The sequence below is a fragment of the Roseicella frigidaeris genome (assembly GCF_003258945.1).
Classification (GTDB): domain Bacteria; phylum Pseudomonadota; class Alphaproteobacteria; order Acetobacterales; family Acetobacteraceae; genus Paracraurococcus; species Paracraurococcus frigidaeris.
The window spans coordinates 42,530-64,925 of the sequence record NZ_QLIX01000023.1 but is presented as its reverse complement, the minus strand read 5'-3'; the positions used below and the strand labels follow the sequence as shown (position 1 = coordinate 64,925).

Sequence of the window (22,396 nt, the reverse complement as noted above, 5' to 3'; positions counted from 1 at the left end):
GGCCCGGGGCATGCCCGCGGCGACCCTAGAGCCGATCGCGGCCCGCCGGGAACGTGCCGCGGGGCGATCCGATCCCGATGCAACGAGCCGGCCATCCGTTTCGCCGCCTGCTCGCCCGCCGCGCCGGGCGGTCTTTCCCTCCCCGCGCGCGACCGGCAGAGTGCCGGCAACCAGAACGGAGGAATCCCATGCCCATCGCCGGACGCCTGGCCGGTCGCCGCCACCTCCTCGCCGGGACCGGGGCGCTGCTCGCCGCGCCGGCGCTCGCGCCCGCCGCCCGGGCGCAGGGCCGCTTCCCCGACCGGCCGATCCGCCTGATCGTCCCCTGGCCGCCTGGCGGCTCGGCCGATGCGCAGCTCCGCTCGCTGGCCGAGCTGGCCTCGAAGACGCTCGGCCAGCCGGTGCTGGTGGAGAACCGCGCCGGCGCCTCCGGTACGCTCGGCGCGCAATTCCTCACCACCCAGGCCAGGCCGGATGGCTACACCCTGTCGCAGATGCACATGTCGGTGGTGCGGCGGCCCTTCCTGGTGCGCACCCCGCCCTGGGACCCGGTGCAGGACTTCACCCACATCATCGGCCTCTGCGGCTGGATGTTCGGCGTGGTCGTCAAGGCCGATGGCCCGATCCGGAGCTGGCAGGACTACGTCGCCCATGCGCGGGCCAATCCCGGGCGGCTGACCTATGCCACCTCCGGCATCGCCACCACCAACCACCTGGCGATGGAGGAGCTTTCGGCGCGCGAGAAGATCGAGCTGGTGCACGTGCCCTACCGCGCCTCCAACGAGGCGGCGGTGGCGGTGGCCTCGGGGGAGGTGATGAGCGTCGCCGACAGCTCCGCCTGGGCGCCGCTGGTCGAGGGCGGACAGCTCCGCCTGCTCTGCGTCTGGACCGCCGAGCGCTCGCCGCGCTTCCCCGCGGCGCCGACGCTGAAGGAGCTGGGCTACGACATGGTCATCACCTCGCCCTATGGCCTCTCCGGCCCGAAGGGGATGGACCCGGCGGTGGTGCAGCGGCTGCACGACGCCTTCCACGCGGCGCTGATGGACCCGGCCAATGCGGCGGTGCGGACGCAGTTCGACATGCCGCTCGAATACTACTCGAACCGGGACTACCGCGACTTCATCGCCCGCCGCGCGGAATACGAGCAGGCGATGGCGAAGAAGCTCAACCTCCGCATCGACTGAGACCGGGCGCGACCCTCCGGTTTGCCTCGGCCTTCGCCACTTGGCGCGGCGCCCGTTCGGGCGCCCGGCCCCGCGGGCCGCAGGCCGGAACGTCGCACGCCTGGTACGACATCGCCCCGCACGCATCCGGGAGGAGACGACACCGCATGCCGCACATCGCCCGCCGCGCCGCGCTTCTCGGGCTCGGCCTTGGCCTCGCCGCGCCCGCCCTCGGCCAGGGCCGCTACCCCAACCGCTCGATCCGCTTCCTCATCCCCTGGCCGCCCGGCGGCTCGCTGGACGCGCTGCACCGGCAGATGTTCGAGATCGTGCAGAAGGATCTCGGCCAGTCCGTGGTGATCGAGAACCGCCCCGGCGCCCGCGGCACCCAGGCGGCGCTGTTCCTGGTCAACCAGGCGCAGCCGGACGGCTACACCCTGGCGCACCACCACCTCTCGATCCTGCGCCACCCCTTCCTGACGAAGCAGAAGACCTGGGACCCGGTCGCCGACTTCACCTATGTCATGCAGGTGAGCGGCTTCCTCTTCGGCACGGTGGTGCGCAGCGACAGCCCGCATCGCAGCTTCGCGGACCTGATCGCCGCGGCGCGCAAGCGGCCCGGCGACCTCACCTTCTCGACCAGCGGCATCGCCACCACCAACCACATCGCCATGGAGGAGATCTGCGGCCGCGAGGGCGTGCAGATGACGCATGTGCCCTTCCGCGGCGCGCAGGAGGGGGTGACGGCGCTGCTCGGCCGGCAGATCGACGTGGTGGCGGACAGCGCCGCCTGGCGCCCGAATGTCGAGGCGGGGGAGTTCCGCCTGCTCTCGATCTGGACGCGCGAGCGCCTGGCCGCCTTCCCCGAGGCGCCGACCTTGCACGACCTCGGCTATGGCATGACGGTCACCTCGCCCTATGGCATCGCCGGGCCGAAGGGGATGGACCCGGCGGTGGTCGAGGTGCTGCACCGCGCCTTCCGCAAGGCGCTGGAGGACGAGGCGAGCCAGGCGATCATCCGCCGCTGGGACATGCCGCAGGAGTATCTCGGCCCGGCGGACTACCTGGCCTTCGCGAAGGCGCGGGTGGAGTACGAGAAGCAGATGGTGGCGCGGCTCGGCCTGACCATCGATTGAGCCGCGGCGCGGCCCGGGCGGGGCGATGAGGCCCGTCCCGCCGCGTCACGCCGGGCGGCGGTGCGTCGTCATACCCCTGCGGCGGCGGGGCCCTCCCGGCGCCCGGCCCTGCCGAACCCTGGAGGCCAGAGATGCCGAAAGCCCTGCTGCTCGCCGCCGCCCTGCTCCTTGCCCCGATCGCCGCCCGCGCCGAGGATCCCGGCCGCGGCCAGTCCCGGGTGACGGTGGTCTTCGACCACGCCCTGCCGAATATCCCCGGCAAGAGCCTGAAGGGCGTGCTCGTCGAATACGGGCCGGGCGCGGCGACGCCGGCGCATCGCCACGCCGCCTCGGCCTTCATCACCGCGACGGTCCTCGACGGCGCCATCCGCAGCGCGGTGAACCGGGCGCCGGCGCGGGTCTACCGCAAGGGCGAGAGCTTCACCGAGGCGCCGGGCGACCATCACGCGGTCAGCGCCAATGCCAGCGACAGCGCGCCCGCGACGCTGCTCGCCATCTTCGTGGTGGATACGGCCGAGACGGCGCTGACCATCCTCGATCCGGGTTAAGGCGGCGGCAGACTCTCATCCGCCCGCCGCCAGCCGCGTCCGCCGCGCCAGCAGCCGCGCCGCCGGGGCCAGCCGGGCCGCGGCGACGAGGCCGCCGGGCGCCCGCCGCAGCGCCCAGGCGCCGAGGCCGGCCCAGCGCATCGGCCCGGCGATCCGCGCCTGCCAGCGGGTCTGGAATTCCGTCGCCGCCTCGCCGGCCAGGATCGCCGCCGCCGCCGCCAGGCCGGACTGCAGGGCGAGGCCGATGCCCTCGCCGGTGAAGCTCGGGATCACCGCCGCCTGGTCGCCGACCCGGTACAGCCCGGCCGGCCCCACGGGCGCCGCCCGGAAGCCATAGGGGAGGCCGGCGATGGCGAGCGGCCGCTCCCAGGCCGGCCGCGCCCCGGCCAGCAGCCGCGCGCCGAGCGCCGAGCCGGCCGCGACCCGGGCCAGGAAGGCCCAAGGATCGCGCACCCAGGGATCGCGCACCCAGGGGTCGCGCACCCAGGGGTCGCCTGCCCAGGCCATCGCCGCGCCCGCCGCCCGGCCCGGCAGCGCGGCGCAGAGAGTGGCGCCGCCGCCCGGCCGCGGCTGCAGCCCGGCATAGCCGCCGGCGAAGGGCAGCAGCGTCACCGCCTCCCCCGCCGCGCCGCCCTCCAGATGCAGCTTGAGGCCGAGCCATCCCTGGCGTGCCCCGTCCCGCGGATGGCCGCGCAGCGCGTGCTTGCCGCTGGCCAGCACGACCTGCCGTGCCGCCACCGCGCCGCGCGGCAGCTGCACCGCCCAGCCGGCCCCCGCGGGCCGGGCGCCCTGCACCGCGAGGCCGGTATGTAGCACCACCCCGGCCGCGGCGGCCGCCTCCCGCAGCGCGCCGTCCAGCACCCGCCGCGGCAGGGCCCAGGCGGGGAAGGGCAGGGCGAAGCCGGCCTCCCGCCCGCCGCGGCCGATCCGGGCCTGGCGCAGCGGCACCGCGCCGAGCCTGCCCGGGTCGAGCCCGAGCCGGCCCAGCGCCGCGACCGCGGCGGGGCCGAGGAACTCGCCGCAGACGCTCTCCCGCGCCGTCGCCGCGCGATCGAGCAGCAGCACCCGGCAGCCGCCCCGGGCGAGGCCGATCGCCGCCGCGCAGCCGGCCGGGCCGGCGCCGATCACCGCCACCTCGGCCTGCATCGCCCGGCTGCCGCTCATCCGCCGCGGCGCCGGCCGACCAGCCAGCGGAAGGGGAAGGCCCAGGCGATCTCCGCCTCCACCCCGGCCGCGGCGAGCAACCGCGCCCAATCGGCGCGGGTGAAGGCGCGGGCGATCGAGACCGGGCCGTCATGCACCACCATCGGGTCGAGGCGCAGCAGCCGGAAGCTGCCCCAGACGAAGCCCCAGGGCAGCCAGTGCCGGTGCAGGTCGGAGATCAGCCAGCCGCGCGCGGCATGCGCCTCCAGCCAGCGCAGGAAGCGCACCAGCTCCGGGTCCGGCAGGTGGTGCGCGAAGAGGCTGCACAGCACCACGTCGAAGCGCCGCTCCGGCTCGAGGGCGAAGAGGTCGCAGGTGAGCCAGTCCGCCGGCACCCCGGCGGCGGCGGCATGGCGCGCCGACCAGGGGCTGCGGTCGAGCCCGGTGAGCGTCACCGTCACCCCCCGATGCCTGGCCCAGGCGGCGATCCGCAGCAGCATGTCGCCGCCGCCGGCCCCGACATCGAGCACCGAGAGGCGGCGCGCCCCGGTCTCCGCCACCAGCCGGTCCAGCCAGCGCAGCACCGGCCGGTAGGCGAGGCTCAGGCGGTTGACGCGGGCGAGGTCGCGCAGCGCCCCGGCGAAGGCCGGCTCGCTCGCCGCCGCGTCATCCATCCATTCGGCGGCCGTGCTGCGCCGGTCCAGCATCTCAGGCCACCCGGAAGCGCATGGTCTCGGCCGAGAGGCCGGGGCCGAAGGCGAGGGCGCAGCCGCGCTGGCCGCGCCGCGCCCCGGCCAGCATGCGGGCGAGGACGAACATCACCGTCGCCGAGGACATGTTGCCGTGCTCGCGCAGCACCGCGCGGCTGACATCGAGCGCCGCCCCGTCGAGTTCGAGGCCGCGCGCCACGGCGTCGAGCACGCTGCGGCCGCCCGGATGCACCGCCCAGAGGTCGATGGCCTCGACCGGCAGGCCGGCGAGGATGGCTTCCGCCTGGCCGGGCAGGGCGCGGGCCAGGGTGAGCGGCACGAAGCCGGAGAGGGTCATGTCGAAGCCGGCATCGCCGATGCGCCAGGTGATCTGGTCGGCCGCCTCCGGCACCAGCGCGGCGTGGAAGCCCTCGATCGCCAGCCCCGTCGGCTCGGCCGAGACCAGCGCCGCCGAGCAGCCATCGGCGAAGAGCAGGAAGCAGAGAAGCTGCTCGAGGCCGGTCGCCGGCTGCAGGTGCAGGCTGCACAGCTCGAGGTTCAGCACCAGCACCCGGGCGCGGTGGTCGCTGCGGACGATGTGGTGCGCCAGCTTCAGCGCGTTGAGCGCCGCCTGGCAGCCCATGAAGCCGATGACGCTGCGCTCCACCGAGCCGGGCAGGCCGAAGCGGCGGATGATCCAGTGGTCGAGGCCGGGGGCGGCGAAGCCGGTGCAGGTGGCGAGCAGCAGCTGCGTCAGCCCCGGCCCCTCGCGCTCCAGCCCGAGCGCCAGCCCCGCCGCCTCGGCCAGCGCCGGCGCCTCGGCCTCGAAGCGGGCCATGCGGGCGGCGGTGCCGGGGAAGCGGTCGGTGCGGTAGAAGCCGTCCGTGGTGCCGCTGGCATCCGCCTCCGGCTCCAGCACCGACCAGCGGCGCTCGATCTGCGCCCGCTCGGCCAGGCGGCCGAAGGCGTCGCGCAGCCCCGGCGCGACGATCTGCCGCCCGGCGAAGCGGCGAAAGGCCGTGTGCACCTCGTGCTGCGGCAGGGCGGTGGCGATGCGGTTGATGTGCGGCTGGGTCACCCGGAGGAGATGGGGCCGCGCCGCCGCAATGGGCCGTCCGGCCTCCGCCGACCGGAGAGAAACCGGTCACGCATGCGTGTTTCCTGGGGCCGGCGGGTTGCGGCTGCGGCCCAGCGCCATTCCTTCCCTCCGTCTGCCCCTCCGTCTGCCCTCCCTCCCGCACCGGCCCGAGGAACCTGCCATGTCCGCACCCCACGCCCTGCCGGCCAATGACGGCGCGGATGCGCATGCCATCACCGCCAGCGTCTCGCTGCAGGAGATGCGGCCGCGCGTGCTCAAGGGCGACGACACCTTCGCCGTGCTGAACCGCGACGGCGACGCGCTGCCTCAGCCGGGCGGGCCGGAGGGGCTCTATCACCGCGACACGCGGCACCTGTCGCGGCTGGAGCTGACGCTGGCCGGGCGGCGGCTGCTGCTGCTGAGCTCCGCCGTCTCCGACGACGGCGCCATGCTCACCTGCGACCTGACCAACCCGGACCTGCCCGGCCTGGCCGGGGCGCCGGGCATCGAGAAGGACCTGCTGCACCTCCGGCGCTCGATCTTCCTGCGCAACGGAACCTGCTACGAGCGCATCGCGTTGCGCAACCACTCCATGCAGGCGCTGCGGCTCGAGCTGGCGATCCGCGTCGAATCCGATTTCGCCGACCTCTTCGAGGTGCGCGGCGAGCGGCGGGCGCAGCGCGGCACCCTGCATCCGCCGGCCGAGGGGCCGGCCGGCCTCATCCTCGCCTATACCGGGCTCGATTCGAAGCGGCGCGAGACCCGGCTGCGCTTCGAGCCGCGCCCGGCGCGCATCGAGGCGGAGACGGCGGTGTTCGAGATCGCCCTCGCCCCCGGCGAGCGGCGCACCCTGCTGGTCGAGACCCGCTGCGTCAGCGATGCCGGCCATGCCTGCGGCACGCCGCCGCGGGAGGCAGCCGGCGCCGCCTTCCTGCGCGCCCTCTGGGAGGACAGCCGGGCGCGGCGCGCGGCGCAGGCGCGCTCGGCCTCGGTCGTCACCGCCGATACCGGCTTCGACGAGATGATCGGCCGCTCGGTCGCCGACCTCACCATGCTCAGCACGGCGACGCCGGACGGGCCCTTCCCCTATGCCGGCGTGCCCTGGTTCAGCACCGTCTTCGGCCGCGACAGCCTGATCACCGCCTGGCTCACCCTCTGGCTCGACCCGGCGCTGGCGCTCGGCGTGCTGCGCCACCTCGCCTCCATGCAGGCGACCGGCTTCGACGCCGCGGCGGATGCCGAGCCGGGCAAGATCCTGCACGAGATGCGGCACGGCGAGATGGCCGATCTCGGCGAGGTGCCCTTCGGCCGCTACTACGGCAGCATCGATTCGACGCCGCTCTTCGTCGCGCTGGCCGGCGCCTGGCTGGACCGCACCGGCGAGGCCGAGGCGCTGCGCCCGCTCTGGCCGCATCTCGAGGCGGCGCTCGGCTGGATCGAGCAGCATGGCGACCGCGACGGCGACGGCTTCGTCGAGTATGGCCGCCGCACCGCGACCGGCCTCGCCAACCAGGGCTGGAAGGATAGCTGGGATTCCGTCTCGCATGCCGATGGCACGCTGGCGCAGGGGCCGATCGCGCTCTGCGAGGTGCAGGCCTATGTGCATGCCGCCTGGCTGGCCGGCGCCCGCATCGCCCGCGCCCTCGGCCTGCCGGAGGCGCGGGCCGCGGCGATGGAGCGCCAGGCGGCGGCGCTGCGCGAGCGCTTCGAGGCGCGCTTCTGGTGCGAGGAGCTCGGCCTCTACGCCCTGGCGCTCGATGGCGACAAGCGGCCCTGCCGGGTGCGCAGCTCGAATGCCGGGCAGGTGCTGCTCGGCGGCCTCGCCGCGCCGGAGCGCGCCGCCATGGTGGCGCGGCACCTGCTGGATGGCAGCTTCCATTCCGGCTGGGGCATCCGCACCCTGGCCACCACCGAGCGCCGCTACAACCCGATGAGCTACCACAACGGCTCGGTCTGGCCGCACGACACGGCGCTGATCGGCATGGGCCTTGCCCGCTACGGCCACCGCGCCGCGGCGGCGCGGCTGCTGGAGGGGCTCTCGGCGGCGGCGGGCAAGCTCGACCTGCGGCGGCTGCCGGAGCTGTTCTGCGGCTTCCCGCGCCGCGGCGGCCAGGGGCCGACCGCCTATCCGGTGGCCTGCGCGCCGCAGGCCTGGGCGGCGGCGGCGCCGATCGGGCTGCTCGGCGCCTGCCTCGGCCTCTCCTTCGACCCGAAGGCGCGGCTGGTGCGGCTGGAGCGGCCGGTGCTGCCGGCCGGGCTCGACCGGGTGCTGCTGCGCAACCTCTCGCTCGGCGAGGCGCGCATCGATATCGAGCTGACGCGCGCGGGCGGCGATTCGGTGGCGATGAACGTGGCCCGGCGCAGCGGCGAGATCACGGCGGTGCTGCTGGCGTAGCGCCCCAGGACGTCGCTGCGCGCGGCCGCTCGGTCACCCCTCGTTGCGGCGCGGGTCGGCGATCTCGACGCCGGCCCAGCCCTCGGTGAGGCGGGCGAGGGCGGTGACGTCCTCCGTCGCGCCGCCGCCGGCCATCGCCAGCCCGTAGAGCGTCTGCGCCGCCCGGCTGGTCGGCATGACCAGGCCGAGCGCCTCCGCCTCCTGCAGGGCGAGGCGCATGTCCTTGGCCATCAGCTCCATCCGGAAGCCGAAGTCGAAGCGCCGCGACAGCACCGGCCCGGCGGCGAAGCGCTCGGTCGGGAAGCTGCGGCCGGAGCTGCGGTTGATGACCGAGACCATCAGCTCGGGATCGAGCCCGGCCTTGGCGCCCATGGCCAGCGCCTCGCAGGCCGCCGCCCAGGTGGTCGCCGCCAGCAGGTTGTTCACCAGCTTCAAGGTCTGGCCGAGCCCGACCGCCTCGCCGACGAAGACCGTGTTGCTGCCGATCGCCTCGAGCACCGGCCGCATCGCGTCGAAGGCGGCGCGCTCGCCGGCCGCCATGACCGAGAGGCTGCCCGCCTCGGCGCCGGCGACGCCGCCCGAGACCGGCGCGTCGAGCGCGACGACGCCCTGCGGCGCCAGGCCGGCGGCGACCTGCTGCGCCATCTGCGCGCCCGTGGTCGAGAGATCGACATAGATCCGCATCGCCCCGCCGCCGTCGAGGCCCTCGCGCAGCCCGCGGGCGCCGAGCGCCACCTGCTGCACCACGGCAGGCGTCGGCAGGCTGACCAGCACCGCCGGCGCCTCGGCGGCGACCGCCGCCGGGCTGTCCCGCGCCGCGGCGCCGCGCGAGACGGCGGCGGCAACTGCCGCCGGATTCACGTCGTGCACCAGCACCCGGTGCCCGGCCGCGAGCAGCCGGCGGACCATCGGCGCGCCCATGGCGCCGAGGCCGACGAAGCCGAGCGGGCCCGATGCGCCCCCCGGAACGCCCCTTGGCACGCCCTCGCCGCCGCTCATGGCGCCACCAGCGGGCAGCCGCCCTCGTTCAGCGGCCGGAAGGCCTGGTCGGCGGGGATGGTGGCGACGATGCGGTAGAGGTCCCAGGGGCCCTTCGACTCCTCGGGCTTCTTCACCTCGACCAGATGCACGTCGTGCACGTGCCGGCCATCGGCGCGGACCCGGCCGTTCTTCGTGAAGACGTCCTGCACCGGCAGCTCGCGCATCTTGGCCGCGACCGCCATCGCCTCGTCGGTGCCGGCGGCCTCGATCGCCTTCAGCCAGTGCCGCACGCCGGAATAGACGCCGGCCTGGTACTGCGTCGGCATCCGGCCCTGGTGGCGCGCGGCGAAGCGCTGCGCGAAGGCCCGGGTCTCGTCGTCCTGGTCCCAGTACCAGGCATCGACCGAGACCACGCCCTGCGCCGTCGGCAGGCCGAGCGCCTTGATGTCGGTGATGTTGACGAAGAAGCCGACCAGGCGCTGGCCCTGCTTCGTCAGCCCGAACTCGCCGGCCTGCTTGATGGCGGTGACCGTGTCGGTGCCGGCATTGGCCAGCGCCACCACCTGCGCGCGGGAGGCCTGGGCCTGCAGCAGGAAGGAGGAGAAGTCGGCGGTGTTCAGCGGGTGCCGGGCGCGGCCCATCACCTTGCCGCCCTCGGCGTTGATCACGACCTCGGAGGCGCGCTCCTGCGCGTAGCCGCCCTCGTAGTCGACGGTGAGGTAGTACCAGCTCTTGCCGCCCTGGCGCATCACGGCGCGGGTGATGCCGCTGGTCAGCGCGTAGCTGTCGAGCACCCAGTGGAAGCCGACCGGCGAGCACTGCTTGCCCGTCAGCTCGGTGGTGGCGGCCGAGGTGTTGATGATGATGCGGTTGCGTTCCCGCCCCACCTGCTGCACGGCGAGCGCGACGGCCGAGTTCGGCATGTCGATCACCATGTCCACCCGGTCGGTGTCGATCCAGCGGCGGGCGAGCGCGGCGCCGACATCGGGCTTGTTCTGGTGGTCGCCGCCGATCACCTCGACCGGCTTGCCGAGCACCTTGCCGCCCATGTCCTCGATGGCCAGGCGCGCCGCGACCACCGAGCCGGGGCCGGCGAAATCGGCATAGGGGCCGGAGAGGTCGTTGAGCACGCCGACGCGCACCACGTCGTCCGAGACCTGCGCTGGCGCCACCCCGGGCGCGAGCCCGAGGGCGAGCGCGAGGGCCGCGCTCCTGAAGCGGGACATGTCTTCCTCCGTGTCATGGGCCCGCTGCGAGGCGCGCCTTCATGCCGCCAGCCTAACCCGGCCGGGGCGGAGGACAACCCGTCAGGCCGAGAGCGTCCCGGCGCCCGGGTCCTGCGGCAGGGGCGCGCCGCCCTCCGGCGCCTGGCCGGCCGGGGCCTCCGCCGCCGCGTCGCGTGCCGCGGGGCCCCGACCCAAACCCAGACGCTGGGGCAGGGCGACGACGTAGGAGAGCGCCCGCGCGTAGTCGAGGACGATGCCGGGCGTCCAGGCCATGGCGGCGGCGCGGCGGCGGAGCTGCGCGGCGATCCACAGCTCCGGGCTGAACAGCAGGCGCAGCAGGACATAGGGCCTGCCAGCCTGGGGCGCGAGGACGCCCTCGATGCCGGCATCGAGGGCGGTCGCCACCGTGCTCGAGCAGTTGCGGCTGGTCAGATTGTAGGTGGCGTCCGCGCCATAGGCCTCCCAGAAGCGGCGGAGCGCCGCCGCGTCCACGCCGGGGATGGCGACCTTCATGGTGGAGTCGCACCAGCCCGCGGCCTCCTCGGCATAGCTCGGCTGGAAGCGGCCGGGCACGTCGTTGTCCGGCGTGGCGCGGAGCGTGCGGCGGAAGTCGTCCGGCGAGCGCTCGATCTCCACCGCGGGATAGTGGCTGATATAGAGGCCGCCGGCCTCGAGCGCGGCATGGCCGGTCGAGATCACGCCCTGCGCGTCGCGCGCCGCGACATAGCGGCTGACGGCGCGGTCCACCGAGGCGAGGGCGCCGGTCGGGGTCCAGACATGCACCGTGGCGGTGATGCGCGGGCCGGCCGGGAGGGGCGGGAGCGCGGGCAGGCGCTGCATCATCGCCAGGCCGCGGCCGCGCTTGAGGAGGCCGCGCGCGACGGCGCGCGAGATCGGCGCGCCCGCCGGCAGCCAGGCCAGGCGCCAGGTCAGGGTGCAGAGGCCGAGGGCGGAGTACATGAGCAGCGTGCCGACATCGATGCCCACCTGGCCGCGCCAGTTCGTCGGCCAGGGGATGAAGGACCAGACCGCGAAGGCGGCCTCGAGGACGGAGAAGGCGATGGCGCGCCGCCAGCCGGCGAACCGGACGACATGGGCGCTGCTCGCCCGCCAGGCCGCGTCGACGAGCAGGAAGGTGCCGGCGGCGAAGCCGATCACCATGTCGGCGCGCCCGGCCGTCGCGTAGATCAGCAGGGCGAGGAACAGGAACAGCCCGGCCTTGGCGTAGCGCAGCCCCTTGCCGGCGCCGATGCTGCCGAAGGCGGCGCCCAGCGAGAGCAGGCCGTCGATGACGAGCGGGATGGTGAACCAGACGGGGTTGATCCGGACTTCCTCCGTCAGCGCGTTGACGAAGATGCCGAGGCCCAGCGCGAACCACAGCAGCCCGCAGGCGCCGAGCAGCCACCAGCGGCGCCGCACCACGGCGCCGCCATACAGGATCAGCACGAGTTCGATCATCGACGGGCTCCGGGCTGACGCGGGGACGTTCCGGCCTGCGCGCCGCGCCCGGCCGCCGGGCACGGGCGTGGAACAGGCGTTGGCATCATATGCGAATCATGTCATTCTTATAATGAACAGAAAAGGCGGAGGCTGGAAAGATGCAAGCGCGGCGATGCGGAGGCTGACCCATGTCCCATGACCGGCCGGCCCTCTCGCCGCGGGCGCGGCGCCTCTCCCTCGCGGCCGTCATCGCGGCCGCGACCATCTTCGGCCTGACCTACAGCCTGGCCGCGCCGCTGCTCGCCCTGAACCTCGCCGCGCGCGGCCTGGGCGAGACGATGATCGGCCTCAACGCCGCCATGCATGCGCTCGGCGTGCTGCTGGTGGCGCCCGCCCTGCCGCGCCTCGCGGGGCGCTTCGGCGCCCGGCCGCTGATCCTCTTCGCCCTGCTGCTCACCGCCCTGCTGCTGCCGCTGTTTCCCGCCCTGCCGCTGGTCTGGGCCTGGTTCCTGCTGCGCATCGGGCTCGGCATCGGCGCCGAGATCCTCTTCGTGCTGACCGAGACCTGGGCGAGCGAGCTCAGCGACGACGCGACGCGCGGCCGCATCATGGCGACCTACACCGCGCTGCTCTCGCTCGGCTTCGCCGGCGGGCCGCTGCTCCTCTCCCTCACCGGGGCGGAGGGGCTGCTACCCTTCGCGGCCGGCAGCGGCATCGCGCTGCTCGCCCTGCTGCTGATGCTGCATCCGGGCGTGGTGCGGCCGCCGATGCGGGCGCATGGCCCTGGCGGCCTGCTGCGCTGGCTGCGCCTCGCGCCCGTCGCCATGGCGACGACGGCGCTCAATGCCGGGGTGGAGACGGCGGGCCTCTCCTTCCTCACCCTCTATGCCGTCCGGCTGGGCTGGGAGGAGCAGGCGGGCACGCAGCTCATCACCACGCTCATGCTCGGCGCCATCCTGCTGCAGCTTCCCATCGGCTGGCTCTGCGACCGGATGGACCGGCGCCGGCTGATGCTCGGCCTCGGCCTGCTGGCCACGCTCGGGGCGCTGGCCTGGCCGGTGCTGCTGCGCGAGCCCTGGATCGCCTATCCCGCCCTGTTCCTCTGGGGCGGCGTCTTCGTCGGCCTCTACACCACCATGCTGGCGATCATCGGCGACCGCTTCCGCGGCACCGACCTGGTCGGCGTCTATGCCGCGATGGGGCTGCTCTGGGGCGCAGGGGCGCTGCTCGGGCCGAGCCTCGCCGGCCTCGCCCTCGATCTCTCGACGCATGGCCTGCCGCTCGTCGTCGCGCTCGCCTGCGGCGTCTTCACCGGCTTCCTGCTGCTGCGGCGGGAAGCGCATCGCGGGCCGGCCCGGGAGGCATCCGCCACATGACCCTTTCCTCGATCTGGCGGCGCGGCCTGGCGCTGCCCGGCCTGCTGGCCGCGTTCATCGCGGCGCCGGCCCTGGCGCAGGAGCCGCCGGATGTCGGCCGGAAGCGCCAGGGCTTCGAGCTCAACCTCGGCGCCGGGGCGACCTTCTGGCCGGCCTATCCGGGCAGCGCCGTCACCCGGGTGCGGCCCTTCCCCTTCATCAATGGCGGCTATGGGGAGTGGCTCGATGTCGATGTGCTGGACGGGCTGCGGCTCTCGGCGCTGCGCGGCCATGGCGTCTCCTTCGGGCCAATCCTGCGCTTCCGCGAGGGGCGCGATTCGGATGCCAGCCGGCGCAACCTGACCGGGCTGCGCAGCTTTGCCGACACGGTGGAGGCGGGGCTCTTCCTCGCCTACGAGTCCGGCCCCTTCTACGCCGATGCGAGCTTCACCCAGGACGTGGCGCACAACCACCGCGGCGCGGCGCTCGATGCCCGGGCCTTGCTCTCCGTGCCGGTCGGCCGGGTCGCCTTCTCGATCGGCCCGGAGCTGCGCGTGGTGACGCAGCGCTTCGCGCAATCCTTCTACGGCGTCGGCGAGGCGGAGGCGGCGACCTCCCGCTACCAGCCCTATCGCGCGGGCGGCGGGCTCGAGCGCATCGGCGGGCTGCTCGCCGTGCAATGGCAGGTGACGGAGCGCTGGAGCCTGTTCGGCTATGCCGAATACGGGAGGCTGCAGGGCGCGGCCGCCGATTCGCCGATCGTGCGGACCACCGACGGGTCGGCCGACCAGGTGCTCGGCGGCCTCTTCCTCTCCTACCGCTTCTACTGAGCGCGCACTGATACGAACGGCTGTTGATGGTGACCCATCAACAGCCCCTCCGTCGCCGGGCGGTTTGCTCCGCAACCCTTGGCACCGCGCCGTCGCGCCGTCAGGCGCGCCTGACGGCGCGACCGGCGCCCATCCGGGCGCTCGGCATCAGCCGCGCGGCGCCGCCGCCCGTGCCAGCCGGTCGTTGATGGCGGCGCCGAGCCCGGTCTCCGGCACAGGCATGACGGCGATGCCGCGGCAGCCGCGCCGCGTGCCCTCGGCATCCAGCCAGCGCAGCCCGGCGAAGAGCCGCGCCGCCGCCTCCTGCAGGTCGCCGCGCTCGGAGAGGTTCCAGGCCAGGGCGGCGCCGGGCAGCGGCCGGCCGAAGGCGAGCAGCGCCTCGTCCGGCGCCAGGCTGATGGCGTCCAGCCGCACCGGCAGGCCGGGCGCGTAATGCGAGAGCAGCAGGCCCGGCGAGCGCAGGCTCGCGGTCGCCGCCGCGGCGGCGACCGGCAGGGCGCGGCCGATCGGGCCGAGCAGCGCCTCGATCGCCTCGGCCGGCACGCCGCCCGGGCGCAGCAGCACCGCGGCCCCCTCGGGCCCGTTGCCGGCGAGGTCGAGCACCGTACTCTCGACCCCGACCGTGCAGGGGCCGCCATCCACCACCGCGGCGATGCGGCCGCCGAGCCCGTCCAGCACATGCGCGGCCGTGGTCGGGCTCACCTGGCCGGAGCGGTTGGCCGAGGGGGCGGCGACCGGCACCCCGACCTCGCGCAGCAGGGCGCGGGCCAGCGGGTTGGCCGGCACCCGCACCGCCAGCGTGTCGAGCCCGGCGCCGGCCAGCAGATCGACCCGGCAGGCCGCGGCGCGCGGCAGCACCAGGGTCAGCGCGCCGGGCCAGAACTGCGCGGCGAGGCGGTGCGCCCGCTCGTCGGCCAGGACATCGGCGAAGGCCGCCTCGGCCGAGGGATAGTGGCAGATCAGCGGGTTGAAATGCGGCCGCCCCTTGGCGGCGAAGATGCCGGCCACGGCCTCGGCATTGGTGGCGTCGCCGCCGAGGCCGTAGACGGTCTCGGTCGGGAAGGCGACGAGGCGGCCGTCGCGCAGCAGCGCCGCGGCGCGGGCGAGGTCCCCGGGGCCGAGCAGCTCGGTCATGCCCCCGCCCCGCCATGGCAGACGAAATCCGGGTTGCGCCAGCCCGGCTTGCCGTAGCGCAGCGGGCCACCATCGACCAGCGTGACGCTGCCCCCCGCCGCCTCGACGATCGCCTGGCCGGCCGCCGTGTCCCATTCCATGGTGCCGCCGAAGCGCGGGTAGAGATCGGCCGCGCCCTCGGCGACGCGGCAGAATTTCAGCGCCGAGGAGACCGCCTGCCGCGTGGCGATCGGCCGGCCGGCGAGGAAGGGCCGCATGCGCGGGTCCTCCGCATAGGCGCGGCTGGCGAGGACGGTGAGCCCCTCGGGCGGCACCCGCCGCACCGCGATCGGCCGCCGGCCGCCGGCATCCTCCTTCCAGGCGCCGGCGCCGCGGCGGCCGGCGAAGAGCTCGCCGCTCGCCGGCAGGGCGATGGCGCCGAGCAGCGGCCGCCCCTCCTCGATCAGCCCGATGCAGGTGGCGTATTCCCGGCTGCCCTTGGCGAAGTCGCGCGTGCCGTCGAGCGGATCGACCAGCCAGGTGCGCCGCGCCGCGGCGGTGACGATGCCGGCCGCGACCTCCTCCTCGGCGACCACCGGCCAGTCCGGCGTCGCCTCGCGCAGCGCCTCGACGATCAGCGCCTCGGCGACGCGGTCGGCCTCGGTGACCGGGCTCTCATCCGTCTTGCGCTCGACCGCGAAGCCGGCGCGCTTCACCGCCTCGATGGCGGCGGCGGCGCGGCGGGCGAGGGCGGCGGCGAGGTCCAGCAGGTCGGCATCGGTCATGGAAGGGGTGTAGCAGGCCGGGCGGGGCGGCAGAATGGCGCATCCCCGCCCAGGCCCGCCACCCAGGCCCGCCGCCCGTGCCTGGGGGACCATGCCCCCGCCCGCTGGCGGCCCCGCAGGCGGGTGCTATCCTCGGGCGAGGCCGCCAGCCAAGGATTCCTGCAGGATGCTCGACATCGCCTTCGTGAAGCCCGCCCTGCCGCGCAGCGGCGCCCTGGTGCTGCCCCTGCCCGAGGGGGGCGACGGCACGCTGGCGCTCGCGGGCCTCGCCCAGGCGATCGACGCGGCGAGCGGCGGCGCCATCGCCCGCGGCCTCGCCGCCGCTGGCTTCAAGGGCCGCAAGGGCCAGAGCGCGACGCTCTGGGCGCCGGCGCTCGAGGGCGGCGCGCCCGGCCCGGCCCGGGTGGTGGCGATCGGCCTCGGCAAGCCGGGCGAGCTGACGCCCGAGGCGGCGGAGGCCGCCGGCGGCGCCGCCCTGCCGCTGGTCAGCGCCGAGCGCGAGGCGGTGGTCGCCGCCGAGGCGCTGGCGGCGCCGCATGCCGCCGCCTTCGCCCTCGGCCTGCTGCTGCGCAGCTACCGCTTCGACCGCTACCGCACCACGGTGAAGGAGGAGGAGAAGCCGAAGCTCGAGCGCGTGGCGCTGGCGAGCGACGCGGCGACGGCGGCGAAGACCGCCTGGGCGCCGATGCGGGCGGTGGCCGAGGGCGTCTTCCTCAGCCGCGACCTGGTCTCCGAGCCGCCCAACATCCTCGACCCCGAGGAGATGGCCGAGCGCTGCAAGGTGCTGGAGAAGCTCGGCGTCGAGGTCGAGATCCTCGGCCCGAAGGAGATGCGCAAGCTCGGCATGGGCGCGCTGCTCGGCGTGGCGCAGGGCTCGGTGAAGGAGCCGCGCCTCGTCGTCATGCAGTGGCACGGCGCCGGCGGCGGCAAGGGCAAGAAGGCGACGACGACCCCCGTCGCCTTCATCGGCAAGGGCGTCACCTTTGACACCGGCGGCATCTCCATCAAGCCCGCGGGCGGCATGGAGGACATGAAGTGGGACATGGCCGGCGCCGGCGCGGTGGTCGGGCTGATGGCCGCGCTCGCCGGGCGCAAGGCGAAGGTCGATGCGGTCGGCCTGGTCGGGCTGACCGAGAACATGCCCTCCGGCGAGGCGCAGCGCCCGGGCGACGTGGTGCGGACGATGAGCGGCCAGACCGTCGAGGTCATCAACACCGACGCCGAGGGCCGCCTCGTCCTCGCCGACGTCATCCATTACTGCCAGGAGCGCTTCGCGCCGCGCTTCATGGTCGACCTCGCCACGCTGACCGGCGCCATCATCGTCGCGCTCGGCCATGAGCATGCCGGGCTGTTCAGCAACGACGACACGCTGGCGCAGCAACTCGCCGCGGCCGGCAAGTCGGTCGGCGAGGCGCTCTGGCGCATGCCGATGGGCGAGCCCTACGACAAGGCGCTGAAATCCGACATCGCCGACATGAAGAATGTCGGCGGCCGGCCGGGCGGCTCGATCACCGCGGCGCAGTTCATCCTGCGCTTCGTGGGCAAGGCCGGGCCGGCGCAGGCCCCGATCCCCTGGGCGCATCTCGACATCGCCGGCACCGCCTGGAGCAGCAAGGACCTGCCGACGGTGCCGAAGGGCGCGACCGCCTTCGGCGTGCGCCTGCTCGACCGGCTGGTGGCCGACCATTACGAGGGCTGAGGCGGGGCGGGGCCGCGCGCCCGGATCGGGCGGGTGCTGAAGGTCCGGCTGCGGCCGGCGCCGCGCGGCCGGGGCGAGCCGCGGCTGCTGCCGGTCGCCGGGGCGGCCGGGGTGCCGCATGCCCTGCGGGCCGCCGCCGCGGCGGCCGGCTTCACCGGCGCCGCCGGGCAGTGCCTCGACCTGCCGGAGGACGGGGCGCAGGGCGGGCCGCAAGGGGGCGCGCCGGGCGGGAGCGCGGCCCGGCTGGTGCTGGTCGGCACCGGCGCGCCGCGGCGGTCGCTGGACTGGGAGCGGGCCGGCGGCGCCGGGCTCGCCGCGGCCGGCGCCGTGCGGCACCTCGCCCTCGACGCAAGGGGCCTGCCGCCGGAGGCCGCCGCGGCGTTGGCGGCCGGCGCCTGCCTGCGCGCCTGGCGCTTCGAGGCGGCGCGCTCCGAGGCCGCGCGCCGCGGCGCGCCGCCCGCGCCCGAGGCGCTCGACCTGCTCGTCGACAGCCCCGAGGCCACGGCGCCGCATTGGGAGCGCGCCGCGGCCGGGGTGCGGGGCTGCCTGCTGGCCCGCGACCTCGCCGCCGCGCCGGGCAACCACCTGACCACCCGCGCCTTCGCGGCGCGGCTGGAGACGCTGGCCGAGCATGGCATCGCGGTCGACGTGCTCGGCCGCAAGCGGCTGGCGCGGGAGGGGCTGGGCGGGCTGCTCGCGGTCGGCGGCGGCAGCGCCAACCCGCCGCGCCTCGCCGTGCTGCGCTGGCGCGGCAGCCATGCCGCGCCGCCCGTCGCCTTCATCGGCAAGGGGCTCTGCTTCGACACCGGCGGCCTCAGCCTGAAGCCCGCCGCCGGCATGGCGGCGATGCGCGCCGACATGGCCGGCGCCGCCGCCTGCGCCGGCGCCATGCTGGCGCTCGCGCTGCGCCGCTCGCCGGCCCCGGCCGTCGCGGTGCTGCCGCTGGCCGAGAACGCCATCGGCGGCGCCGCCTACCGCCCCGGCGACGTGCTGCGCATGGGGTCCGGCAGGACGGTCGAGGTGGTGGACACCGATGCCGAGGGGCGGCTGGTGCTGGCCGATGCGCTGCATGTGGCGCGCCGCTTCCGCCCGGCGGCGATGCTCGACCTGGCGACGCTGACGGGCGCCATCGTCACCGCCCTGGGCGCGCATCGCGCCGGGCTCTTCGGCACCGATGCGGCGCTGATGGCGCAGGCGGCGGCGGCGGGGGAGGCGGTGGGCGAGCCGCTCTGGGCGATGCCGATCGGCGCCCGCCACCGCGAGGACCTGGCCAGCGACATCGCCGACCTGCGGCAATGCGCCAGCGGCCGGCTGCAGCCGGATGCCTGCCACGCCGCCGCCTTCCTGCGCGAGTTCGCCGGCGACTGCCCCTGGGCGCATCTCGACATCGCCGGCGTCGAGGTCCGGGCCGGCGCGGATGCGCTCGGGCCGAAGGGGCCGAGCGGCTTCGGCGCGCGGCTGCTCGATTCCCTGGTCGCGCATTACTTCGAGGACCCCGACCGGATCTGACACCCGGCGCACGAGGTGCCGACCTGCGGCCCGCGGGGCCGAGCGCCCGGATGGGCGCCGCCGCACGCGCGGCAAAGGCCCAGCGGTTGAGGCGCGGGACGGTGAAACCGTCCTGCGCTCGGCATGCGGCGGGCAACGGGCCCCGCCGCGCGGCGTTCCGGCCCCGTTGGCCAGCGGAGCGGGGCGGCGGATGCGGGACGGGGCGGCGAGGCCGGAGGCGGATTTCGATGACGAGACCCTGGCCTTCGCCCGGCGCGTCTTCCAGGCGGCGCGCGCCGGCGAGGGCGAGGCGCTCGCCGAGCTGCTGCGGCGCGGCCTGCCGCCCAACCTGCGCAACGAGAAGGGCGATAGCCTGCTGATGCTCGCCGCCTATCACGGCCAGCTCGGGGCGGTGCGGGCGCTGCTCGCGGGCGGCGCCGATCCGGACCTCGCCAATGATCGGGGCCAGATGCCGCTCGCCGCCGCCGCCTTCAAGGGCGCGGCGCCGGTGGTGACGGAACTGCTCGATCGCGGCGCCTCGGTGGACGGGCGCGGCGAGGGCGGCCGCACCGCGCTGATGGTGGCCGCGATGTTCAATCGCACCGAGATCGTCGCGCTGCTGCTCGCCCGCGGCGCCGATCCCTTCCTCGAGGACGGCGCCGGCCATACCGCCCTGAGCGCCGCCGAGCAGATGGGCGCGCAGGACACGCCGGAGCAGTTGCGCGAGGCGATGGCCTAGCGGGCGCGCCAGGCGGCCCGCTGAGTGGCCTGATGACCGGGATGCCGGGTGGGTCGCTCCCGCCGGCGGGCCGCGATAGTCTCGGCCGGGCATGGCCGAGATCGCCTTCTACCACCTCACCCGCACGCCGCTGGACCAGGCGCTGCCGAAGCTGCTCGGCCGCGTGCTGGCGGGCGGCGACCGCGCCCTGGTGCTCTGCGGCTCCGAGGACCGGGTCGCCGCGCTCGATGCCGCGCTCTGGCTGAGCAGCGACCCGGACTGGCTGCCGCATGGCAGCAAGGCGACGGGGCATGCGGCGCAGCAGCCGATCTGGCTCACCGCCGAGGATGTGGGCGAGGCGGGGGCGCCGAACGGCGCGCGCTTCCTGGTCCTGGTCGATGGCGCGGAGAGCGCCCGGCTGGTGCTGTTCGACCGCGTGCTCGACCTCTTCGATGGCGGCGACGAGGCGGCGGTCGCCGCGGCGCGCCGGCGCTGGAGCGCGGCGCGGGCGGCGGGGCATGCGCTCTCCTACTGGCAGCAGGGCCCGCGCGGCTGGGAGAAGAAGATGGGCTGAGCCCTGGCGCGGCGATTGCACGGCGCGGATCGCAGCAGGAGCCCGGCCCATGATGCCACGCCGCCGTCGCCGCCCGCCGATGCCGCGATTCGAGGCACCGCGCCCGGAAAGCGCGCCGCCGCCGCGGGCCGGCCACAACAACGGTCCGCCCCTCGATCCGGCGGAGAGCTGGCGCGGCTTCGTCTGGCGGAAAAAATGCAAGCAGGCCTGGAAGGTGCCGCGGGAGATCGCGCTGCGCCGCCTCGCCCGGGCCGAGGCGCTCGGCATGAGCTACCGCGACTACACGCTCGAGATCCTGGAGCGCGGGCGGTACCTCTGATACCCGGCGTACGACGGTCCGGCCCGCAGGGCCGAGCGCCCGAACGGGCGCCGCCGCGGCGCGGTCCTACCCCTCCAGCCGGATGCCGGTGAGCTCGACCAGCCCGCGCCACCGCGCCACCTCCGCCCGCTGGAAGGCGGCGAATTCCACCGCCGGCAGCGGCGCCGGCAGGAAGCCGAGAGTGGCCAGCCGCGCCGTCATCCCCGGCTCCGCCAGGATGCGCGGCAGCGCCGCGGAGAGCCGGTCGATGATCGGCTGCGGCGTCTGCGCGGGCGCCCAGAGGCCGAACCAGGCATCGACCGCCATATAGGGCGCGCCGGCCTCGGCGAAGCTCGGCACCTCCGGCAGCTCGGCCAGGCGCCGCGGCGCGCCGAGGCCGAGGCAGCGCAGCCGCCCGTCCTGCACCAGCGTCACCACCTGCGGCCAGGTGGAGACGAAGAAATCGACCGTGCCGGCGACCGTGTCCGTCACCGCCTGGGCGCCGCCGCGATAGGGCACATGCACCGCCTGCAGCCTCTCGCGCCGCACGAAGCTCTCGGCGATCACATGGCTCGCCGAGCCGACGCCGGAGGAGGCGTAGGTGAGCGGCCCGCCCTCCCGGCCGCGCGCCGCCAGCGCGGCGAGGCTGCGCGCGGCTGAGCTGGCCGGCACCACCAGCGCGTGGTGCACCTCGGCGAGCCGGCCGATCGGCGCGAAATCCTCGACCGGGCGATAGGGCAGGTCGCGCACCATGGCGGCGTTGGCGGCATGCGTCTGGTTGGTGCCGAGGCTGAGCGTGTAGCCGTCCGGCGCCGCCACCGCCGCCGCCTGGGTGCCGACCACGGCCGCGCCGCCTGGGCGGTTCTCCACCACGAAGCCGGGGCCGCCGAGCGTCGCCGCCAGCCGCTCGGCCAGCGTGCGCGCCAGCACATCCGTGCTGCCGCCGGGCGGGTAGGCGAGGAGGATGCGAACCGGGCGGCTCGGCCAGGTCTCGGGCGCCGCCGGCGCCTGGGCCCGGGCCCGCGCCAGCCCGGCCGGGACGAGGGAGACGGCGAGCAGCCGGCGACGGGCGATCATGGATGCATCCTCCTTGCGACATGACGGGGCGACATGACGGGGCGACATGACGGGGCGACGTGGCGGGGGCGAGTCGGCAGGGCCGCGACGGGCTTGCCGCAGGATCGGCGCCCTGGCCAGGGCCGGCGGCCGGAGCGGGTCGCCGGGGCGGGCGGCGCTGCACGCCGGCCCCCCGATGGATTTCAATACCGCAATAATCACTGTGTTGTGCAATCCACACCAGGGCAAAAGCAGCACTTGGAAACATTCGGTATTGTTTCCGTCGTCATTACGCCACAGCAGTTGTGCGATAGTGCGTCCGCAACCAGGGGTACGGAACATGTCGGGCGGGCAGGCATCCCCTCACAGGACGGGCCGGAGGTGACGCGCATGGAAAAACGCGTCGATCCCTGGGGCGACTTCCTGCGGCGGCTGCTGCTCTCGGCCAGCCTGGCGGGCACCGCCCTGCCGGCGGCGGCCGCCGAGGACCCGGACCCACCCTCGGCCGAGATCGCCGAGGCCGAGCAGGCCGCGGCGCCGCCGCAGCCCCGGCCCGCCGTCATGGCCGGGCTGGTCGAGGAGGCCGGGTCGCAGGGCTGAGCCCGGCGGCGGCCTCATCGGCCGGGGGGGCAGCACAACCGGACGCGGGCGAAATGGTTGCGCTGCGTCACGGCATCGTGC

General features: G+C 75.4%; 21 protein-coding genes. 12 read left to right on the top strand and 9 right to left on the bottom strand.

Features of this window, described 5'->3' with window-relative positions; genetic code table 11:
* Positions 1-188 precede the first annotated feature (188 nt).
* The 3 genes from DOO78_RS21615 to DOO78_RS21605 all read left to right on the top strand — a co-directional run bounded on the left by DOO78_RS21615 (position 189) and on the right by DOO78_RS21605 (position 2,847).
* Complete coding sequence (locus tag DOO78_RS21615; protein WP_111471957.1) at positions 189-1,184, top strand: tripartite tricarboxylate transporter substrate binding protein; 996 nt, start codon at positions 189-191, stop codon at positions 1,182-1,184.
* Positions 1,185-1,330: 146 nt separating this feature from the next.
* Positions 1,331-2,299: a tripartite tricarboxylate transporter substrate binding protein gene (locus DOO78_RS21610; protein WP_111471956.1), complete on the top strand. Its 969-nt coding sequence runs from the start codon at positions 1,331-1,333 to the stop codon at positions 2,297-2,299.
* Positions 2,300-2,430: 131 nt separating this feature from the next.
* Entirely contained in the window at positions 2,431-2,847 is a 417-nt protein-coding gene (locus tag DOO78_RS21605) for a cupin domain-containing protein (protein ID WP_111471955.1), read from the top strand.
* A 15-nt stretch (positions 2,848-2,862) separates the two neighbouring features.
* On the opposite strand, the gene DOO78_RS21600 is transcribed toward DOO78_RS21605, so the two are convergent.
* From DOO78_RS21600 to DOO78_RS21590, 3 genes are read right to left on the bottom strand one after another with little or no spacing between them, the layout of a single operon-like run.
* On the bottom strand, positions 2,863-4,011 hold the full coding sequence (locus DOO78_RS21600; protein ID WP_111471954.1) for an NAD(P)/FAD-dependent oxidoreductase: 1,149 nt from the start codon (positions 4,009-4,011) through the stop codon (positions 2,863-2,865).
* Positions 4,008-4,697, bottom strand: a complete 690-nt coding sequence (locus DOO78_RS21595) for a methyltransferase domain-containing protein (protein ID WP_111471953.1) — start codon at positions 4,695-4,697, stop codon at positions 4,008-4,010. Before DOO78_RS21595 ends, DOO78_RS21600 begins: the two co-directional genes overlap by 4 nt.
* Position 4,698: 1 nt before the next feature.
* A complete protein-coding gene (locus DOO78_RS21590; RefSeq protein ID WP_111471952.1) occupies positions 4,699-5,757 on the bottom strand; it encodes a type III polyketide synthase in 1,059 nt (352 codons plus the stop codon).
* A 181-nt stretch (positions 5,758-5,938) separates the two neighbouring features.
* Here DOO78_RS21590 and DOO78_RS21585 point away from each other — a divergent pair, with 181 nt between their 5' ends.
* On the top strand, positions 5,939-8,152 hold the full coding sequence (locus DOO78_RS21585) for an amylo-alpha-1,6-glucosidase (protein ID WP_111471951.1): 2,214 nt from the start codon (positions 5,939-5,941) through the stop codon (positions 8,150-8,152).
* Positions 8,153-8,185: 33 nt separating this feature from the next.
* Here the strand turns inward: DOO78_RS21585 and DOO78_RS21580 are convergent, their stop codons facing one another.
* The 3 genes from DOO78_RS21580 to DOO78_RS21570 all read right to left on the bottom strand — a co-directional run bounded on the left by DOO78_RS21580 (position 8,186) and on the right by DOO78_RS21570 (position 11,817).
* Positions 8,186-9,133, bottom strand: coding sequence for an NAD(P)-dependent oxidoreductase (locus DOO78_RS21580; protein ID WP_165839021.1), 948 nt, complete (start codon positions 9,131-9,133; stop codon positions 8,186-8,188).
* Positions 9,134-9,147: 14 nt separating this feature from the next.
* Positions 9,148-10,359, bottom strand: coding sequence for an ABC transporter substrate-binding protein (locus tag DOO78_RS21575; protein WP_111471949.1), 1,212 nt, complete (start codon positions 10,357-10,359; stop codon positions 9,148-9,150).
* 81 nt (positions 10,360-10,440) lie between these two features.
* Positions 10,441-11,817: a protease gene (locus DOO78_RS21570; protein ID WP_207803003.1), complete on the bottom strand. Its 1,377-nt coding sequence runs from the start codon at positions 11,815-11,817 to the stop codon at positions 10,441-10,443.
* Positions 11,818-11,987: 170 nt separating this feature from the next.
* Between DOO78_RS21570 and DOO78_RS21565 the strand changes: the two genes are divergently transcribed.
* Positions 11,988-13,175 (top strand): MFS transporter, encoded by a 1,188-nt coding sequence (locus DOO78_RS21565; RefSeq protein ID WP_111471948.1) that lies wholly within the window; start codon positions 11,988-11,990, stop codon positions 13,173-13,175.
* A complete protein-coding gene (locus tag DOO78_RS21560; RefSeq protein WP_111471947.1) occupies positions 13,172-13,984 on the top strand; it encodes a MipA/OmpV family protein in 813 nt (270 codons plus the stop codon). The genes DOO78_RS21565 and DOO78_RS21560 overlap by 4 nt, the downstream gene beginning before the upstream one ends.
* A 147-nt stretch (positions 13,985-14,131) precedes the next feature.
* Here DOO78_RS21560 and DOO78_RS21555 read toward each other — a convergent pair whose 3' ends face one another.
* Both DOO78_RS21555 and cysQ read right to left on the bottom strand, forming a co-directional pair.
* Positions 14,132-15,118: an L-threonylcarbamoyladenylate synthase gene (locus tag DOO78_RS21555; RefSeq protein ID WP_111471946.1), complete on the bottom strand. Its 987-nt coding sequence runs from the start codon at positions 15,116-15,118 to the stop codon at positions 14,132-14,134.
* Complete coding sequence (gene cysQ, locus DOO78_RS21550; protein WP_111471945.1) at positions 15,115-15,882, bottom strand: 3'(2'),5'-bisphosphate nucleotidase CysQ; 768 nt, start codon at positions 15,880-15,882, stop codon at positions 15,115-15,117. Before cysQ ends, DOO78_RS21555 begins: the two co-directional genes overlap by 4 nt.
* Positions 15,883-16,048: 166 nt before the next feature.
* On the opposite strand from cysQ, the gene DOO78_RS21545 reads away from it, so the two are divergent.
* The 5 genes from DOO78_RS21545 to DOO78_RS21525 all read left to right on the top strand — a co-directional run bounded on the left by DOO78_RS21545 (position 16,049) and on the right by DOO78_RS21525 (position 20,680).
* On the top strand, positions 16,049-17,581 hold the full coding sequence (locus DOO78_RS21545) for a leucyl aminopeptidase (protein ID WP_111471944.1): 1,533 nt from the start codon (positions 16,049-16,051) through the stop codon (positions 17,579-17,581).
* A 33-nt stretch (positions 17,582-17,614) separates the two neighbouring features.
* Positions 17,615-19,090, top strand: a complete 1,476-nt coding sequence (locus tag DOO78_RS21540) for a leucyl aminopeptidase family protein (RefSeq protein ID WP_111471943.1) — start codon at positions 17,615-17,617, stop codon at positions 19,088-19,090.
* A 190-nt stretch (positions 19,091-19,280) separates the two neighbouring features.
* Positions 19,281-19,808 carry an ankyrin repeat domain-containing protein gene (locus tag DOO78_RS21535; protein WP_111471942.1) on the top strand — a complete coding sequence of 176 codons (528 nt, stop codon included), beginning with the start codon at positions 19,281-19,283 and terminating at the stop codon, positions 19,806-19,808.
* A gap of 91 nt (positions 19,809-19,899) precedes the next feature.
* Positions 19,900-20,361 carry a DNA polymerase III subunit chi gene (locus DOO78_RS21530; protein WP_111471941.1) on the top strand — a complete coding sequence of 154 codons (462 nt, stop codon included), beginning with the start codon at positions 19,900-19,902 and terminating at the stop codon, positions 20,359-20,361.
* Positions 20,362-20,440: 79 nt separating this feature from the next.
* Entirely contained in the window at positions 20,441-20,680 is a 240-nt protein-coding gene (locus DOO78_RS21525; protein WP_111471973.1) for a hypothetical protein, read from the top strand.
* 66 nt (positions 20,681-20,746) lie between these two features.
* On the opposite strand, the gene DOO78_RS21520 is transcribed toward DOO78_RS21525, so the two are convergent.
* Positions 20,747-21,736, bottom strand: a complete 990-nt coding sequence (locus DOO78_RS21520) for a Bug family tripartite tricarboxylate transporter substrate binding protein (protein ID WP_111471940.1) — start codon at positions 21,734-21,736, stop codon at positions 20,747-20,749.
* A gap of 369 nt (positions 21,737-22,105) precedes the next feature.
* Between DOO78_RS21520 and DOO78_RS21515 the strand changes: the two genes are divergently transcribed.
* Complete coding sequence (locus tag DOO78_RS21515) at positions 22,106-22,315, top strand: hypothetical protein (RefSeq protein WP_111471939.1); 210 nt, start codon at positions 22,106-22,108, stop codon at positions 22,313-22,315.
* Positions 22,316-22,396 lie beyond the last annotated feature (81 nt).